The 17,477-nt window shown below is 64.7% G+C and carries 17 protein-coding genes; 13 read left to right on the top strand and 4 right to left on the bottom strand.

Annotated features, from left to right (window positions below):
- The first annotated feature begins 93 nt into the window (after positions 1–93).
- Both AACZ17_RS13170 and AACZ17_RS13175 read left to right on the top strand, forming a co-directional pair.
- A complete protein-coding gene (locus AACZ17_RS13170; RefSeq protein ID WP_290741900.1) occupies positions 94–1,266 on the top strand; it encodes a PQQ-dependent sugar dehydrogenase in 1,173 nt (390 codons plus the stop codon).
- Positions 1,267–1,343: 77 nt separating this feature from the next.
- Positions 1,344–1,589: a TIGR02647 family protein gene (locus AACZ17_RS13175; RefSeq protein ID WP_290741902.1), complete on the top strand. Its 246-nt coding sequence runs from the start codon at positions 1,344–1,346 to the stop codon at positions 1,587–1,589.
- Between the two features lie 39 nt (positions 1,590–1,628).
- Here the strand turns inward: AACZ17_RS13175 and AACZ17_RS13180 are convergent, their stop codons facing one another.
- The gene (locus AACZ17_RS13180; RefSeq protein ID WP_290741904.1) at positions 1,629–2,489 is read right to left on the bottom strand and encodes an SDR family oxidoreductase; all 861 of its coding nucleotides are present in this window, start codon (positions 2,487–2,489) and stop codon (positions 1,629–1,631) included.
- Between the two features lie 231 nt (positions 2,490–2,720).
- Between AACZ17_RS13180 and AACZ17_RS13185 the strand changes: the two genes are divergently transcribed.
- From AACZ17_RS13185 to AACZ17_RS13195, 3 genes are all read left to right on the top strand, one after another.
- A complete protein-coding gene (locus tag AACZ17_RS13185) occupies positions 2,721–3,578 on the top strand; it encodes a DUF1295 domain-containing protein (RefSeq protein ID WP_290741906.1) in 858 nt (285 codons plus the stop codon).
- A 67-nt stretch (positions 3,579–3,645) separates the two neighbouring features.
- Positions 3,646–4,185, top strand: coding sequence for a YaeQ family protein (locus AACZ17_RS13190; protein ID WP_290741908.1), 540 nt, complete (start codon positions 3,646–3,648; stop codon positions 4,183–4,185).
- 78 nt (positions 4,186–4,263) lie between these two features.
- The gene (locus AACZ17_RS13195; RefSeq protein ID WP_290741910.1) at positions 4,264–4,908 is read left to right on the top strand and encodes a thermonuclease family protein; all 645 of its coding nucleotides are present in this window, start codon (positions 4,264–4,266) and stop codon (positions 4,906–4,908) included.
- Between the two features lie 15 nt (positions 4,909–4,923).
- On the opposite strand, the gene nei is transcribed toward AACZ17_RS13195, so the two are convergent.
- A complete protein-coding gene (nei, locus tag AACZ17_RS13200; RefSeq protein ID WP_290741912.1) occupies positions 4,924–5,745 on the bottom strand; it encodes an endonuclease VIII in 822 nt (273 codons plus the stop codon).
- Positions 5,746–5,976: 231 nt separating this feature from the next.
- On the opposite strand from nei, the gene AACZ17_RS13205 reads away from it, so the two are divergent.
- From AACZ17_RS13205 to AACZ17_RS13230, 6 genes are all read left to right on the top strand, one after another.
- Entirely contained in the window at positions 5,977–6,996 is a 1,020-nt protein-coding gene (locus AACZ17_RS13205) for an ABC transporter permease (protein ID WP_290741914.1), read from the top strand.
- 3 nt (positions 6,997–6,999) lie between these two features.
- Positions 7,000–8,067 carry an ABC transporter permease gene (locus tag AACZ17_RS13210; RefSeq protein WP_290741916.1) on the top strand — a complete coding sequence of 356 codons (1,068 nt, stop codon included), beginning with the start codon at positions 7,000–7,002 and terminating at the stop codon, positions 8,065–8,067.
- Between the two features lie 25 nt (positions 8,068–8,092).
- A complete protein-coding gene (locus AACZ17_RS13215) occupies positions 8,093–10,048 on the top strand; it encodes an extracellular solute-binding protein (protein WP_290741918.1) in 1,956 nt (651 codons plus the stop codon).
- Positions 10,049–10,054: 6 nt separating this feature from the next.
- On the top strand, positions 10,055–11,026 hold the full coding sequence (locus tag AACZ17_RS13220; protein WP_290741920.1) for an ABC transporter ATP-binding protein: 972 nt from the start codon (positions 10,055–10,057) through the stop codon (positions 11,024–11,026).
- On the top strand, positions 11,023–12,000 hold the full coding sequence (locus AACZ17_RS13225; protein WP_290741922.1) for an oligopeptide/dipeptide ABC transporter ATP-binding protein: 978 nt from the start codon (positions 11,023–11,025) through the stop codon (positions 11,998–12,000). The genes AACZ17_RS13220 and AACZ17_RS13225 overlap by 4 nt, the downstream gene beginning before the upstream one ends.
- Before the next feature lie 66 nt (positions 12,001–12,066).
- The gene (locus AACZ17_RS13230) at positions 12,067–12,234 is read left to right on the top strand and encodes a hypothetical protein (protein WP_290741924.1); all 168 of its coding nucleotides are present in this window, start codon (positions 12,067–12,069) and stop codon (positions 12,232–12,234) included.
- On the opposite strand, the gene AACZ17_RS13235 is transcribed toward AACZ17_RS13230, so the two are convergent.
- Complete coding sequence (locus AACZ17_RS13235; protein WP_290741926.1) at positions 12,235–13,791, bottom strand: wax ester/triacylglycerol synthase family O-acyltransferase; 1,557 nt, start codon at positions 13,789–13,791, stop codon at positions 12,235–12,237. It lies immediately after the preceding gene.
- Between the two features lie 62 nt (positions 13,792–13,853).
- The gene (locus tag AACZ17_RS13240) at positions 13,854–15,251 is read right to left on the bottom strand and encodes an MFS transporter (RefSeq protein ID WP_290741928.1); all 1,398 of its coding nucleotides are present in this window, start codon (positions 15,249–15,251) and stop codon (positions 13,854–13,856) included.
- A gap of 111 nt (positions 15,252–15,362) precedes the next feature.
- On the opposite strand from AACZ17_RS13240, the gene AACZ17_RS13245 reads away from it, so the two are divergent.
- Both AACZ17_RS13245 and AACZ17_RS13250 read left to right on the top strand, forming a co-directional pair.
- Positions 15,363–16,760, top strand: coding sequence for a M20/M25/M40 family metallo-hydrolase (locus tag AACZ17_RS13245; RefSeq protein ID WP_290741930.1), 1,398 nt, complete (start codon positions 15,363–15,365; stop codon positions 16,758–16,760).
- A gap of 65 nt (positions 16,761–16,825) precedes the next feature.
- Positions 16,826–17,398 carry a peptidoglycan-binding protein gene (locus AACZ17_RS13250; protein ID WP_290741932.1) on the top strand — a complete coding sequence of 191 codons (573 nt, stop codon included), beginning with the start codon at positions 16,826–16,828 and terminating at the stop codon, positions 17,396–17,398.
- The last annotated feature ends 79 nt before the right edge of the window (positions 17,399–17,477 follow it).

Below are 17,477 nucleotides of genomic sequence, written 5' to 3' on the forward strand. Positions count from 1 at the left end.
GGAAGCAAGATCCAGCCTGACTGCCCCCGCGCTTCGAGAATCGGCACACAAGTCGCTATACTGTGCAGCGACCCAACGGCGAGAGACAATCCCATGAACACTGTAGCCCGGCTACTGCTCCCCTGCACACTGCTGCTGAGCTTCATCGGCGCCAGCAGTCACGCCCAGGACGTACACTATTCCACGTACCACGATTACCGTGTCGTGCCGGTGGTCGACGGCCTGGTGAGGCCCTGGTCGATGGCGTTCCTGCCCGGGGGCGACATGCTGGTCACCGAACAGCCGGGCCGGCTGCGTATCGTCCGCAACGGACGCCTGCTGGAGCAGCCGGTCAGCGGCGTACCGGAGGTGTTCTACAAGGGTCAGGGCGGCCTGCTGGACGTGGTACTGCACCCTGACTTCGCCAGCAACCGGCTGGTGTACCTGTCCTACGCCAAACCACTGGCAGATGGGGAGTCCACCACAGCGGTGGCTCGCGGTCGCTACGCCGACAGTGCCCTCAGCGAGGTGGAGGAGATTTTCGTCGCGCAGTCCCGCGGCCGCGGGCACTACGGATCCCGCCTCGCGTTTGACGACCAGGGCTACCTGTTCATCAGCGTGGGTGACCGTCAGGTTCCGCCGACCGGCGACCTGCCAGCGCACCCGGCACAGCAGCTTGCAGACCACCACGGGGTCATTGTGCGCCTGCACGACGATGGCCGTGTGCCCGCAGACAACCCCTTCCTGGACAGGCCGCAGGCACTGCCGGAGATATGGAGCTACGGCCACCGCAACGCCCAGGGCATGGTTATTGACGGCGCAGACGGCACGCTGTGGATCACCGAGCACGGCCCACAGGGCGGAGACGAGCTGAACCGTATCCAAAAAGGTGCCAACTACGGTTGGCCGGTGATTGGCTATGGCGTGAACTATGGCGAGGGTACGACGATCCACGCGACCACGCACGCTGATGGCATGGAACAGCCGGCAAAGGTCTGGGTGCCCTCCATTGGCACATCGGGCCTCGCGCTCTACGCAGGTGACGCCTTCCCGAAGTGGCGCGGCTATCTGCTCGCCGGCGGTCTGTCGGGACAGGAGCTGACCCTGCTCGGATTGCAGGACGGCAAAGTCGTCCATGAGGAGACCCTGGCCCGGGATATCGGACGCCTGCGCGATGTGCGCGTGGGCCCCGATGGCTACATCTACCTCGCCGTGGACGACCGCAGTGCGGAGCCGTCTGCGATTGTCCGCCTGGAGCCGGTACCGATTGCACAGCGCATGGAGTGAGTTGCCCGCCCCGCAAGGGCTTGCGCAACCGCCGCCTATTTCCGCTATGCTGTCGGCACCGTTCAGGAGAAACCGTTATGGCCCTGCCCAGAGAGCACATAGAAGAAATCGAACTGCTGCTGAAATTTGACCTGAGCAGCGCACAGGTCGGCCTCAAGGTGCACAGCAACGCGAACCCGCAGATGATCGCCGCCGCACGGCGGCTGCACGACAAGGGCCTGATTGACCAGGAGGATGGCGGGTTTCTCACGCCGCTTGGCCACGAGGCTGCGGAGCACCTGCAGTTCGTCGCCCAGATCCTCGGCACTCCCGCCGCTGCGTGAGTGGGGAGCAATGGGCTCGCGGCGCCAGCCGCCTGCCCGCTAGGGGAGACTGCGCTGCAATGCCTCCGCAGCCATCTGCTCCAACAGCCTGAAGGTGCCGACCGGATCCTTGCGTTTCATCTCCAGCAGGCCCATTTCGGGCCCACTGCCCACCTCGATTTCCTCTGTGCCGCGGCAGAAACCCTGCACGATGACCCGGGCACACTCGACGACGTCCATGCCGTTGTCGACATCGTCCTCGATATCACCCGCGGCGGCTCCACTGCCGGTGAGGGCCTGCCGCGCAATATCGGTGCGAATGTAACCCGGCACGATCGTGGTGACCTGCACACCCAGGTGCGCGACTTCGGTGCGCAGCGCGTCGAAAAAGCCCATCACGGCGTGTTTCGCCGCACAGTACCCGGTGCGCAGCGGCGCCCCGACCTTGCCGGCCACGCTGGCGGTGACCGCGACATGCCCCTGCCCACGGGCGACCATACTGGGCAGCACCAGCTTGGTCAGCGCAATCTGCCCCAGTACATCGACCTCGAACAGCCGGCGATACACGCTCAGCTCCGTGTTCAGGCAGGCAGAGCGCTGGGAAATCCCGGCATTGTTGATCAGCAGGTCGACCTGCCCGTAGCGACCCAGCACCGTCTCGACGACCGCCGGCATGGACTCGGTGTCGGCGACATCCAGTGGCTGCACCAGCACATCATCAGCGGCAGCGCCAGCCGCAATGCACTCCTCGCGCACCGCCTGCAGCCGGTCCTCGCGGCGCGCTGATAACACCAGCCTTGCACCCGCACTGGCCAGTTCGACCGCCAGTGCCGCGCCAATGCCACTGGACGCACCGGTGATCCACACCACGTTGCGGGCAAACCGTTCTTCCGGAGCAGGCGTAGCGACAGCGTTTGTCATGAGCATTCCTCTTCGACGGGTTTTCCGCCATTATCGGCATGAAGCCGCCTGCCGGCAAAGTCTTTCCCCATCACCGGTGAGCACGCCCTGTCGCTGTGTGCACCCAGGCATTGATTCGACTGGCTCTACACGCCGCCCCGAACCCCGCGACCTTGACCCTGTGCTAACCTTGACGGCAAAACGGGACGTGCAGGTACGCCCGCCAATCACCCGGGAATGGGAGCCGTCCTCATGCTACAAACACTGACCCGTTTCGGCGTTGTCTTCCTTCTGGGCCTGGGCATCACGTTCGCCGGCAGTCACACAGGCGCCAGCTGGCTGGGATGGCCGGTCTTCGCCCTGTGTGCGGGGCTCGCTTTTGCGCTGCAGTGGCTGGCCTTCGTACCCGCCTGGCGGCTGCAGACGGAAACCTTCTACGACCTCACAGGGGCGCTGACCTATCTCTCCGTGATCTGGCTGGCGGTTGCCCTGACACCGGGGCAGAGCGCCTCGAGCCTGCTGCTGGCTGCCTGTATCAGCCTCTGGGCCCTGCGTCTGGGGAGCTTCCTGTTCCTGCGTATCCGCGCCGATGGCAAGGACTCGCGTTTCGACCAGATCAAACCCTACGCCAGCCGTTTCCTGTTCACCTGGACGCTCCAGGGCCTCTGGGTGGTCATTACTGCGGGCTGCGCGCTGGCCGCCATCACCAGCGGTCGCATGGCGGAACTGGGCCTGCCCGGGATGCTGGGCCTCACGCTATGGGTGCTTGGTTTTGCCATAGAGGTGGTTGCCGACAGTCAGAAACGCCGCTTCCGTCGCACTCACGGCGCTGAACGCTTTATCGATAGCGGCCTGTGGGCACGCTCCCGCCACCCCAACTACTTCGGCGAGATCGTCCTCTGGCTGGGCATCGCTCTGATGGCCCTGCCGGCGCTGCAGGGCTGGCAATGGGCCACGCTGATCTCTCCGGTGTTCGTATTCGTGCTGCTCACCCGGGTCAGTGGCATCCCCCTTCTGGAGCGCAAAGCGGAGCGACGCTGGGGACAGGACCCGCAGTGGCAGGCCTACAGGGCGCGCACGCCGGCGCTGCTGCCACGCCTGCGCGCTTGAGCCGCCGCGTGCCTGCACTGCAGGGCTGGGCTATAGTGCCCACCCACACCACGAGTACCGCCCCCACATGGCCCTGAAATCCACGATCTTCAAGATGGACCTGAACGTTGCCGACCTCGACAGGCAGGTCTACGGCGATTTTCCACTCACCCTGGCGCGCCACCCATCGGAAACCGATGAGCGCATGATGTTGCGGGTGCTGGCTTTCGCCCTGCATGCCGGCGACCAGCTCACCTTCGGCCGCGGCATCAGCACCGACGACGAACCGGACCTGTGGCAGAAAGACCTGACCGGGACCATCGAGCTCTGGGTAGAGCTGGGCGCCCCCGATCCGGACCGCCTGCGCAAGGCCTGCGCCCGGGGGCAGCGGGTGGTGCTGTACATGTACGGCGACCGCGCCGTGCCGGTCTGGTGGCAGAAAAACGCCGCTGCCCTGGAGCGCTTCAAGCACCTCAGCATCTGGCAGGTTCCCGACAGCAGCCTGCGCAACCTCGCGCAGATGGCCCGTCCCGGTCTGCAGCTGCAGTGCACCATCAGCGACGGCGAGGTGATGGTGAGCGGCCAGGGGGAGACCATCAGCATCACGCCGAGCCCACTGAAGCCGTGAACGGACGCGCCGCGGGGCCCGTGCCCCCGCTGCCCTGCCTGCGGTATAGTGGGCACTGACCTGGACAACACCTCGCTTATGAAACGCTTTCCCGCCCTCTCCGCCCGCAATCTGGTTCGGGTCGCCCTGGTGCTGCTGGGCCTCAGCCTGTATCAACTCGCCACCGACGGCGAGGTGAACTGGCACCGGCAGGCACTGGACAAACTCGCCGGGGAGCGCAACACCGGCCTCGGCCAGGCGGTGGAATCGCTGGAAACCGCGGGCGCGGCGCGCGAGGGGCAGTCCCCCGAGCACTTCGACCTGACAGGCCGCGTGGTACGCATCGCCGATGGCGACACGCTGTCCCTGCTCGACGCCAGCAACACGCAGCACAAGATCCGCTTCTTCGGCATTGATGCGCCGGAAAGCGACCAGCCCCATGGGGATCGCTCGCGGGAGGCGCTGGCAGCCATGGTCTCGGGCAAGCGCCTCGGCGTGGTAGTGATCGAGGAGGACGACTACGGACGCAAGGTCGGCACCGTGTACGCCGATGACCGCAACGTCAACCTGGCGCTGGTCGAACAGGGCCACGCCTGGTGGTATCAGTATTACGCGCGCCAGGAGCACGCTCTGGAGGCCGCCGAGCGAGAGGCGCGTTCCGCGCGTCGCGGCCTCTGGGCGGCGACCGACCCCACGCCCCCCTGGGACTGGCGACGCCAGCAGCGCCTGCGCAACGCGCGCTGACGCGGCCGGGCCCCGTCAGGCTGGCTGGCAGGCGGGGCAGGCGTACAGCCGCCGGCTGTTCAACTCACTGCGCACAATCGCCGCGGCACACCGATAGCAGGGCAACCCGTCGCGCCCAAACACCGCGAAACGGCGCTGCTCCCAGGGCAACGCCGTGCCCTGCAGCGCGCGCGCCAGGGACGGCGCCAGGGTGACGCCGGCAGTGCGGTAGCTGCGCAGGCTGACATCCAGGGTTGCCCGCGCCAGTCGACCGCGTTCTCCGACACTCAGGCTGGCGGCCCGGCGCAGGGGGTGGAGGCGCGCAGCGTGCAGGATCTCGCTGCGCAGGTAGTTGCCGATGCCCGCAACAAAACCCTGGTCCAGATACAGACTGGCCAGGTTGCGACGCGCAAACTGCGGGCTCTGCAGCCGGTCCGCAATGGTTCGCCAGGCCAGCCCGGTGGACATGATGTCGGGGCCCAGGCGCGCCAGAAAGGGGTGCTGCCCCAGTTCCTCCACGGGCCACACGCTGATGTCCGAGGCGCTGTAGAGGAGGGCGGAGTGGGTCGCGGTCTGCAGCAGCAAACGCAGTGAGCGCGTACTTTCGGGCAGCTGGTGCCCCTGCACCACGCGCCAGACGCCGTACAGCTGATTGTGCGAGTACACCGTCAGGCCGTGCTCAAAGTGCAGCAACATGGCCTTGCCTCGGGTTTCCACCGCCCGCACGCGATGGCCACGCAACCTCCGCTCTACCCTGCGCAGGCGCGACAGACCGAAACGCACTGTCTCTATGCTGCGACCCTCCAGCACCGCGGCTATCTCGTCCGCAGCCCGGCGGATTTCAGGACCCTCGGGCATCCGCTTGCCTCCCTGCGCACCCGGCGCTGGTTGATGTCTATACCGTGGTTAGCTACGCGACCGGCTGCGTTGCGGATGAGCCGCCAGCCGATGCTGCGGCAGCCGATGCTGCGCCAGCCGATGCTGCGGCAGCCGATATGCTTTGCCCCGCGGTGCCTTTGTGGCACCATCCGGATTCACGCCGCTGCACTACTCGGCAGGCAACACCACAGGGGCTCCACCGGACATCGCATGCGCGACTATTTTCTCAGACGCCTCTTGCTCGTCCCGCCCACACTGATTGGCGTGACCATCATCGTCTTCGCCATCACCCGCCTGGTACCCGGTGGACCACTGGAACGGGCCATCATGGAAACCCAGCAGATGAGCCTCTCCGGCGGCGGCGCCCAGATGGCGGGCCAGGGCATGGCCATCTCGGAGGCACAACTCGACCGGCTGCGGGAATACTACGGCTTCGACAAGCCAGTGCTGCAAAGCTACGCCGCCTGGCTGGGCAAGGTGCTGCGCGGCGACCTGGGCAGTTCCTATCGCTACAACGAGCCAGTGTGGGACGTCATCAGCGAGCGCTTCCCGGTATCGCTGTATTACGGGCTGGTGACCCTGGTGATCACCTACGCAGTCTGCATACCGTTGGGCATTCTCAAGGCCATACGCCACCGCACCTTTGTCGACAATATCAGCTCGGTGCTTATCTTTGTCGGCTACGCGATACCCGGCTACGCCCTCGGCTCGCTGCTGATACTGCTGTTTTCAGTGCGCCTGGAGTGGTTCCCCATGGGCGGCTTTGTGAGCTACGACTTCCGCGACCTGTCGCTGGGCGCACAGGCCCTGGACCTGCTGCGCCACTCCGTACTGCCACTGATTTGCTACCTGGTGGGCAGCTTCGCCCTGGTCACGCTGCTGCTCAAGAACCATCTGATGGACAACCTGGCGGCGGACTACATACGCACCGCGATCGCCAAAGGGGTGTCCTTCCGGCAGTCGGTCACGCGCCACGCGGTGCGCAACTCCCTGATCCCCATCGCGACCACCTTCGGGCAGAACATCACCCTGCTGGTGTCCGGCTCCTTCCTGATTGAAACCATCTTCGATATCGACGGTTTTGGCCTGCTCGGCCTGACGGCCATTCTCGATCGCGACTATCCGGTGGTCATGGGCGTGGTGTTGCTGGCCAGCCTGCTGCTGCTGATCGGCAACATTATCTCGGACATCCTGGTCGCACTGGTCGACCCGCGGATACGGTTCCAGTAGGCCATGTTTGCACTCACGCCCCAAACACAAAAGAAGCTGCGGCGCTTCCGCCAGATCAAGCGGGGCTACTACAGCTTCCTGATTCTGGTGGGTCTCTCCGCCCTGCTGGCCTGTGGTGAGTTGCTGATCAACAGCCGGGCGCTGGTGGTGAGTTATCAGGGCGAGCTCTACTTCCCCACCTATGGCGACTTCCATCCCGGCACCGACTTTGGCCTCGACTACGACTACGAGACCAACTACCGGGATCTGCAGGCCCGTTTCGACGAGGCCGATGAGGGTAACTGGGTGCTGCTGCCCCTGGTGCCCTACAACCCCTATGAGAACAATGCCGCCGGCGGCGTGTTCCGGCCGCAGCCACCCAGTGCCGCGTCACAGCACTACCTGGGTACGGACACCACCAGCCGGGACATCCTTGCGCGGCTGTTCTACGGCACACGCATCGCGCTGCTATTCGCACTCGGCTTCACGCTCTCCGTCTACCTGATCGGCATTGCCATCGGCTGTGCCATGGGCTACTTCGGCGGCGTTTTCGACCTGGTACTGCAGCGCGTCATCGAAATCTGGTCCAATGTGCCTTTTCTGTACATGGTCATCATCATCTTTTCCGTCATCCCCTCAACCGTCGCAGTACCGACTCGCATCGGCATTCTGTTGCTGGTGATGGTGCTGTTTTCCTGGACGGGGATGACCTATTACATGCGCACGGAAACCTACAAGGAGAAGGCCCGGGACTATGTGGCCGCCGCGCGCATCATTGGCGCCTCCAACACGCGCATCATCTTCCGCCACATCATGCCCAACGTGCTGTCGACACTCATCACCTTCATGCCTTTCACGGTGGTGGCGGCCATTTCCGCCATCACGGCACTCGATTTTCTCGGCTTCGGCCTGCCCGTACCCACACCCAGCCTGGGCGAGTTGCTCAAGCAGGGCACTGCCAACCTGCGCACGGCACCGTGGATTGTCATTTCCGCGTTCGGCACGCTGGTCGCGTTGCTGACGCTGGTGACGTTTATCGGTGAAGCCATACGCGAGTCTTTTGATCCCAAAACCTTCTCTGTTTACCGCTAGGGACAACGCACATGAGGAATCCGCCATGAAAAAGACCCTGTACTGCCTGTTATTCAGCCTGTGCGTTGCAGGCTGCGGCGAGTCATCCCGGGAGCCCACAGATACCGCGGGCAGCGCCGACGGGCTGGCGGGGGTCACCGCCGAGGTGGAGGCCTACTACGCCGCCAACCCGGATTTCTTCAGTTTCAAGACCCCGGCAGACCTGCCCCCGGACCTGGTGTGGGAGAACAACAACCACCTGCCGGAGATCGGCTCGCCGGACGCCATCAAGGGCGGTACGCAGAACGCCGCCATGCAGGACTTTCCGCGCACCCTGCGCACCGTGGGCCCGGATTCCAACGGCGGCTTCCGCGCCTATCTACTCGACGACACGGGCATGACCATGGCCCACCTGCACCCGGAAACCCGCGACCTGTATCCCGGGCTGGCAGAATCCTGGGCCATTGATGAGGCAGCGCGCACGGTGTACGTCAAGCTGGACCCGGCTGCACGGTTCTCCGATGGCGAGCCCGTCACCGCGGACGACTACCTGTTCATGTTTTGGTTCTACCGCTCGCCCTACATCATGGCGCCCTGGTACAACAACTTCTACAGCACGACCTACACCAACATCACCCGCTACGATGACTACACCATCTCCATCACCACCCGCGAACTGAAGCCGGACCTCGATGAGCGCGTGCTCCTGTTGCGGCCTATTCCCCAGCACTTCTACACCGACATGGGTGACGACTTCAGCGAGCGCTACCAGTGGGAATTCGAACCCACGCCCGGCGCCTACATCATTCGCCCGGAGGACGTGCGCAAGGGGCGCTCCATCGCCCTCACACGCAACAAGGACTGGTGGGCAAAGGACAAAAAATACTGGCGCTACCGCTTCAATCCGGACCGTATCCAGTTCACGGTTATTCGCGACGACGCCAAGACCTTCGAAGCTTTCAAGCGCGGCGATATCGACCAGTTCGGGCTGGGTCTTGCGGAATACTGGTATGAGAAGCTGCCAGACAGCGACCCGGACATCCAGGCCGGGTACATTCACAAGGTGATGTACTACAACCAGCGCCCGCGGCCCAATTTCGGCCTGTGGATCAACACAGCCCAGCCGCTGCTGAGTGACCGCGATATCCGGCTGGGCATCAATTACGCCACGAACTGGGAGCTGGTGATCGAGAAGTTCTTCCGCGGTGACAACACGCGCATGAACACCGGGCAGGAAGGCTTCGGTGAGTTCACCCACCCCACCATCACCGCACGCACCTTCGACATCAGCAAGGCCCAGGCGCACTTTGCGGCGGCGGGTTTCACCGAGCGTGGCGCCGACGGTATTCTGGTCAATGACCAGGGCCAGCGACTGGCCTTCACGCTCTCCACCGGCTACGAGAGCCTGCGCGATGTGCTGACCATCCTGCGCGAGGAAGCGGCCAAGGCGGGCCTTGATCTGCGCATTGAAGTGCTCGATGGCACCGTAGGCTGGAAGAAGGTGCAGGAAAAACAACACGACATCTTCTTCACCGCCTTTGGCGTGTTCCTGGAACTGTACCCCCGCTTCTGGGAGCACTATCACTCGGACAACGCCTACGACAGGGCCTTCCTGGACGATGGCAGTGTCAATCCCGAACGCAAACTGAAGACCCAGACCAACAACCTGGAAAGCTTTGCAATTCTGGAAATGGATCAGCTGATTGAACGCTATCGGCGCTCCAGCGACCGCGATGAGATGATCCAGCTGGCACACCGGATGACGGAAATGCACCACGAGCACGCCTCCTTCGTGCCCGGGTTCTACCAGGGCTTTTTCCGCATCGGCCACTGGCGCTGGCTGCGCTACCCCGAGGGTTTCTCGCACAAGCACGCGCAGGGGCCTGGCGAGGCCTTCGTGCACTGGATCGACACCGATATGAAGGCAGAGACCGAGGCTGCCCGTCGCGACGGCACGCGTTTCGACCCCGTCATCCGCGTCCATGACCAATGGGCGGAGTAGCCGGCCGTGGCACTGCTTGAGGTCGACCAGCTGATCACCGAATTCGCCACCGATGAGGGCCTGGTGCGCGCGGTGGACGGCGTCAGCTTCACGGTGGAAGCCGGGGCCACGCTGGGAATCGTCGGCGAGTCCGGCTGCGGCAAGAGCGTGACGGCGCTGTCGATCATGCGCCTGCTGCCGCAGCCCATGGGTCGGATTGCGGGCGGCAGCCTGCGGTTCCAGGGTACCGACCTCGCCCGGCTCGATATTCCCGCCATGCAGAAGATTCGCGGGCGGCGCATCGGCATGGTCTTCCAGGAGCCCATGACGGCTCTGAACCCGGTGCATACCATCGGCCGCCAGCTCACCGAGGGCATGCTGCTGCACAAGGTCTGCGAGCCGGCCAACGCGCTGCGCGCCGCCGCCGACATGCTCGACCGGGTAGGCATTCCATCGCCGGACCTGCGCCTGGGCGAATACCCCCACCAGCTGTCCGGCGGCATGCGCCAGCGGGTGGTGATTGCCATGGCGCTGGCCTGCGAGCCGGACCTGCTGATCGCCGACGAACCCACCACGGCGCTGGATGTCACCATTCAGGCCCAGATACTAGAGCTGATCGCCGACCTGCAGAAGCGGATGGGGATGGCGGTGATCATGATCACCCATGATCTCGGCGTGATCGCGGAAACCTGCGAACAGGTGGTGGTGATGTACGCCGGCAAGGTCGCGGAGCAGGGCTCCGTGTTTGACATCTTCGACCGGCCGGCCCACCCCTACACGCGCGGTCTGCTGGCCTCGATACCGCGGCTGGAGACTGAGGCAAAGTCGCGCCTCGGCGTGATAGAGGGCATGGTGCCCGGTCTGCGCGACCTGCCGCTGGGCTGCCGCTTCGAGAACCGCTGCACCTTTGCCGTGGACCGCTGCCGGGAGCAGCTTCCGGCACCTGAGCAGGTGGCGGCCGGCCACGCGGTCAGCTGCCTGCGGTGGCAAGAACTGTGAGCGCGCCCCTGCTGGAAGTCAGCAACCTGCAGATGCACTTCCCGGTGCGCGAGGGTCTGTTCCTGCGTGCCCGGGCCTTCAACCGCGCCGTGGATGGCGTGTCATTCACCATCAATCCGGGGGAAACACTGGGTCTGGTCGGTGAATCTGGCTGTGGCAAATCGACCCTGGGGCGCTGCATCACGCGGCTCTACACGCCCACCGGCGGCAGTATCCGCTTCGCCGGCGAGGACATCACGCACATGCGGCCCCGCACCCTGCGCCCACTCCGGCAGGACATCCAGATGATTTTCCAGGACCCCATGGAGTCACTGAATGCGCGGCACACCGTGGGCGATATCCTTGAAGAACCGTTCATCGTGCACCGTATCGGCGACCGCGTCTGGCGCCGCAAACGCGTCGCGGAGCTGCTGAACATCGTCGGCCTGCCCGCCCGCTCGGCCACGCGCTTTCCCTTTGAATTCTCCGGGGGTCAGCGACAGCGTATCGGCATTGCACGGGCCATCGCCCTGAACCCCAGGCTGGTGATCTGCGATGAGCCGGTATCGGCACTGGACGTGTCCATCCAAAGCCAGATTCTCAACCTGCTGGTCGACCTGCAGCGCGAATTCAACCTCGCCTACCTGTTCATCGCCCACGACCTGGCGGTGGTCAAGCACGTTTCAGACCGGGTTGCGATCATGTACCTGGGCAAAATCGTGGAGACGGCCCCCAGCGAAACACTCTACCGGGAGGCCAGCCACCCCTACACGCAGAGCCTGATCTCGGCCATACCCGTGCCGGACCCGCACCGCAAGGCACAGCGCGATGTGCTGCGGGGGGACGTACCTTCGCCCATCAACCCACCCACGGGTTGCAGCTTTCATCCGCGCTGTCCCCGCGCTGAGCCGCGATGCAGCGAGGCCGAACCCGGGCTGGCACCGCTGACAGGCAACCACGCGGCGGCCTGCCACCTGCTCGCCCGCAGCGGCTAACCGTGCCTGCGCTGATCGGAGCGCGGGCAAATGCCGTATACTGCGCGAGACTCAGGAGAGTGCTGAATGACAACGAGGAATACCGCAGAGACACAACACCCCCGGCTGCCCTGCCGCGGTTGCACCCCCGATTGCCGCAACTACGCCGTGTGTGAAGGGGCCCCCTGGCGCATCGACCGCGACGGCACCCTGAGCGCCCCCATTCACCGCTCACCCGTGCCTGAACGCCAGTAACTAGGCGGGCCGCTTGCGCGGACGCGCCTTCGCTTTTGCTGTGGCCTTTGACTTCGCCTTGGGCACGCTTTCCTTGCGCGTCCTGGTGACGCGAGGCTGCGTCTTACCCGCCGCTTTTTTGCGCCTGGCCGCGGGTTTCTTCCGCGGCGCTTCCGCCGCTGCCTGCAAGTCCGCATAGGCGCGCTGCAGGCACTGCTCGTAGAAGCCCGGGTCCGGCATCATCGCGCGACAGGCCTGGAACGACACAGCAATCTGCCCGTCGTAGCTGGTGACCGCATGGAACAACCCCATATTGTCAATGCAGGGGCCGAGGCCGTAGCTGCGCACGACGTGCGCACCACACATATACAGAGGCACCTGCGGGCCTGGCACATTGGTCACGATCGTATTGAAGATCGGCTTCATGCCCGCCATAAGCCCCGAACCCAGTGCCGCGCGCACGCCCAGGGCGGCGAGTTCCGCCGGCAGGCTGTGGGTCATGTCGGTCATGAAGCGCGCCCCGACCGCCTCGTGGTAGGCCTTGGAGCCCACCGCGTCCCGGTGCACGCTGCGCAGGCGTTCCAGGGGCTCCGCAACGTCCGAGCCCAGCGGGATGGTCATCATCGATACCTGATTGCCACCGCTGTGCGCCTCGTCGCGACTGCGGACATTCACCGGCGCCCCCGCCACCAAGCTCTTCGCAGGCAGTTCCTGCTTGTCCATCAGGTACTGGCGCAGCGCGCCGCCGACGATGCTCAGGATGGCATCGTTGACCGTCGCCCCCGGCACCGCTTCACGCGCCCGGCGAATCACGGCGAGGTCAAAATCCACTGCACCGAATACCCGGTGCGGCGACACGGCTGCATTGAAGCGGGTGCGCTCCTTGTCACCCAGTGTACGAAACTTCTTCGCCTTGACCCCCTCGTGCACGCGACGCCAGGCGGGAATGCCCTGCCCAACCATGCGCGCCAGTCGAAACGGCGCTTTCATGTTGACCTTGTAGGCCCGCCAGAGCATTTCGGCCGTACTGGGCGCAGGGTCCAGCAAGGGGGGCGCCACCGGGCGCGGCGGCGGCGGTGTGGCAGACAGGTCGTGCAGTGCAGAAATCAGCTCGACCCCGGACGCCCCGTCGATCGCCGCATGGTGCACCTTGAGCAGCATGGCGTAACAGCCCGGCGGCAGCCCTGCCACGTTGTCCAGGCCTTCGATGATGTAGGCCTCCCAGAGCGGGCGCGCCCGGTCCAGCGGCCGGGCGTGAAGCCGTGCCGCCAGAATCGACAGCTGGCGCCAGTCACCGGGCTTCGGCAGGGCGATATGGCGCACGTGGAACTCGAGGTCGAAACGGTCATCGTCTACCCAGTAGGGCTGGTCCAGGTTCAGCGGCACCATCGCCAGCTTGCGCCGGAATACGGGGGAGCGATCCAGCCGCTCCGCGAAGGTGGCGAGAATGTCCTTGAAACGCACGACATCGCGGCCGGTGGTGGCGGGGTCGTAAATCAGCAGGGGCGCGATGTGCATCGGCGAATTGTTCATCTCTGCGTACAGAAACGTCGCGTCGAGTCCACTCAATTGATGCATGCAGTGCTTACTCCCGGTCGGTTGCAGGGGCGCCCTCCGCGCCCTTCTCCCTGAGTATAGCCTCAGTCGCGTCGCTTGCGCGTTACCGTCAGCCAGTCCAACACAATGCCTGCACCCGGGGTGAAGCGCGAAATCCGGTAAACCACCTGCAGCAGGTCAGGGCGCTGGCGCACGCGCAGCTCCACCGAGCGGGGAATGAACCAGGCAAGAATAATGCCCCGCAGCAGGCCCGATACAAGGAAAATCAGCACGACCGGATGCAGCGGCTGCCAGCTTTCCGGGAGCCATGCCGCGAGATCCGAGAGGTGCCCGGCCAGATAACCACCGAACAGGGCGCCACAAAAAATGCCGACCGCGCCCAGCGAAGACTGCACCGCCGCATAGCTCGCAAAATCCGACCGCGGTGGCCGCAGGTCGTAGAGGTAGTTGGCGGTGCTGAGGGTGAAGCCCCCCCAGGCCAGCCCCGACAGCACCTGCACCGCGAGCAGGTAAGTGAAGTCGCTGGATACCAGCCACAACGCAGGCACTACCGGCAGCAGCAGGCTGCTGGACACCATGACCCAGCGGTTGCCCCAGCGGTCACAGATACGCCCCCAGACCGACAGGGTGAAGAACTGTGTGAGGATGGCGATGCCGGTATTGGCGGAAAACTGCCAGTAGCTGTAATTCAGGTCGCGCAGCATGTACACACTGAAAAAGGGTGCGGAAATTGCCACGGCAGACTGCATGCCGGCAATGAACAGGCTGTACTGGTAAAAGGTCTTGTCGCGGAAGGCATCGCGCACACGGTGCAGGGTAGCCGTAAAGGATATGGCGCCAGGCACGCTGCTGTGATCCGGGTCGTGCATGCGCCGTAGCTGGTGTGCGGAAGCGCCGCGGCCCGCTGCGGCGAGCAGGAACAGTGCACCAAAACACAGCCAGGCCAGCTCGAAACGCTGGAACAGGCCGAGCAGCGCACCGCCGCCCGCAAACACGGCGAAGCTGGTGATCATGGTCAGGCGCGTGCGCCCCGCAAAGAAGGCCCCGCGGCGCCGTGGCGGCACCACGCTGCCCATCCAGCTGCGCCACTGCGGCTGCACGAAGTTGGCGCTGGCCTGGTAGAGCACCGCCAACACGATCAACCAGGTGACGGCGTTGTCGGGGCGGATAAACGCTATCAGCGCCATCCCCAGCACCGCCAGCGCCTGCAGGACCACGCCGGTGACGATTGCCCGGCGCCGGGAAAAACGCGGGCAGAGCCACACCGACAGCAGCTGGAACAGCGCCCCTGCCAGCTGCGGGGCGGCCATCAACCAGCCCATCTGTGCCAGGCTGGCGCGCAGGGATATGGCGAAGGCACCGAGGTAGTTGTCGCAAATGCCGGTCATCATGGAACTGGACACAGCGTCGCGGCGCGAACGCGAAAGCGTGTCGCGCAGCCAGACATTGCGCCGCTGGGTGGTGGGGGGCGTACTGTTCACGGGGGTCCTCGACGTCTACCCGACAAGCATACGCCAAAACCTGCAGACGACCAGCGGTGCGGCCGCGCGAATGTGCTAACCTTTTTCACAACACTCTGTGGAGAGCACACGATGTCACTCAAAAAGCTGGCGTGCAGCGCCTGCCTCGCACTGCTCGCGAGCCAGACCGCCGCACAAGCAGACGAGACCCATGCGCGCAAGGCGTTCGAGATCTACAAGACCATTGTCGAGGTGGATACCTCCAAGGCGCAGGGCAATACACCCCGCGTTGCCCGGTATCTCGCCGATGAGCTGATCGCTGCGGGCTTTTCCGAGGAGGACGTGCGGGTGGTGCCGAAAGGCGAATTCGCCACACTCATCGCCACCTATCGCGGCGACGGCAGCGCCGGCCGCAAGCCCATCCTGTTGCTCGGCCACCTGGATGTTGTGGAGGCCCTGGCAGCGGACTGGGAGCGTCCACCCTTCACCCTGACCCAGGATGCGGTGAACTATTACGCCCGTGGCAGCATCGACAACAAATTTGGTGTTGCACAGCTCACCGCGACGTTCATCCGTCTGCGGCGCGAGGGTTTCGTGCCGGACCGCGACCTCATCCTCGCGTTCTCCGGTGACGAAGAGAGCGGCATGACCACCACACGCATGATGGCTTCCGAGATGCCGGAACTCGCCGAGGCCGAGTTCGCCCTCAATTCCGACGCCGGCGGCGGCGACCTCGACAGCAACGGCGATGCGGTGAGCTACAAGATCCAGGCAGCGGAAAAAACCTATGCCACCTGGGAAATCACCGTGCGCAACCCCGGTGGCCACAGCAGCCGGCCACGGGACGACAACGCCATCTACGAGTTGGCCGATGTTATCAAGGCGATAGAGGCGCACCGGTTCCCGGTGATGTGGAGCGAGATGACGCTGTCCTATTTCCAGAATATCGGCGAACAGCTGGGCGGAGAACTCGGTGAAACCATGGTGCGTTTTGCCTACAACCCCGATGATGAACACGCTGCCGAGCGGCTGCGCACCGAGCCGTCCTACGTCGGCTCCACACGCACCACCTGCGTGGTCACCATGCTGCGCGCCGGACACGCCGAGAACGCCCTGCCCCAGTCCGCCACCGCGACGGTCAACTGCCGGATCTTCCCCGGCGTCAAGGCCGCCGACATCCAGGCCGAGCTGGAAGCGGTAGTGGCCAACAGCGGCGCTGAATTCGAACTGCTCACCGAGGTCACCGAAAGCCCGATTTCCGAGCTGCGCGCGGACGTGCTGTCAGCGGTGAGCAAGGCGGTGCACAGTCGCCACCCCGACCTGCGACTGATCACCTACATGTCGTCCGGCGGCACCGATGCCATGCATTTCCGCAACGCCGGCATCCCCACTTGGGGCGTAGGCAGCATTTTCATGAACCCGGACGAGATGTACGCCCACGGCCTGAATGAGCGTGTGCCGATCAAAGCGTTTGACGAGGCACTCGACCACTGGAGTATCATCATCCGCGAGCTGACGGGAGCCGGGTGAACCCTCTGGTCAGCGCTCCGCCGCAACACTGGCCCGCCGGGCAGCAGAAAAGAGGGGACCACACCATGCTTCAGCCGCGCGCACCACACACAACCGTGAGCCGCACCCTGGCGAGTGCACTCGCCGTTTTCACACTGCCGCTGATGATTGCGGCGGCGCAGGCCGACCCGCTGATCCAGAGCATCGAGACGGATCTGGCGGCGCTAGGCTATCAACCTGGGCCGGTAGATGGCGTGGAAACCGTGGAAACGCAGATTGCCATTTCACAGTTTCAGGCCGACAACCAGCTGGAGGTGACCGGCAGCGCCAGCCCGCAGCTGGCTGGCATCCTCAAGTCCAGAGTGAACAGCGGTGGCTCGCCGGCGCAGGCCGCGGCACCGGTGGAAACCGAGCAGGAATGCCTGCAACGCAAAATCGCCGAAGCCGAGCAGGCGAGAAAGCAGAAGCAGGGGCTGATGAGCCTGTTCAACACAGTCTCACGTACCGCGTCACGCTACGGCGGCAGCAGCGACATCGCCAGTGACATCTCCGAAGCCAGCCGGGACATCGCCGACGCCAATGCGACCAGAGAGGACTTCGAGCAGGCGGCGCGGGACCTGGGGCTCTCGCAGAACGAGATCGACAGCTGCAAGCGCTGAGGCGCTTGAGCACAAGCGGGTCCGGACGGCCCTGCTCCGCCGTCTCCCGCCTGTTCAAGTCCCCTGCGGCACTCTAGAA

Origin of the sequence: uncultured Haliea sp. (assembly GCF_963973825.1) — a bacterium.
In the GTDB taxonomy this organism is placed as follows: domain Bacteria; phylum Pseudomonadota; class Gammaproteobacteria; order Pseudomonadales; family Halieaceae; genus Haliea.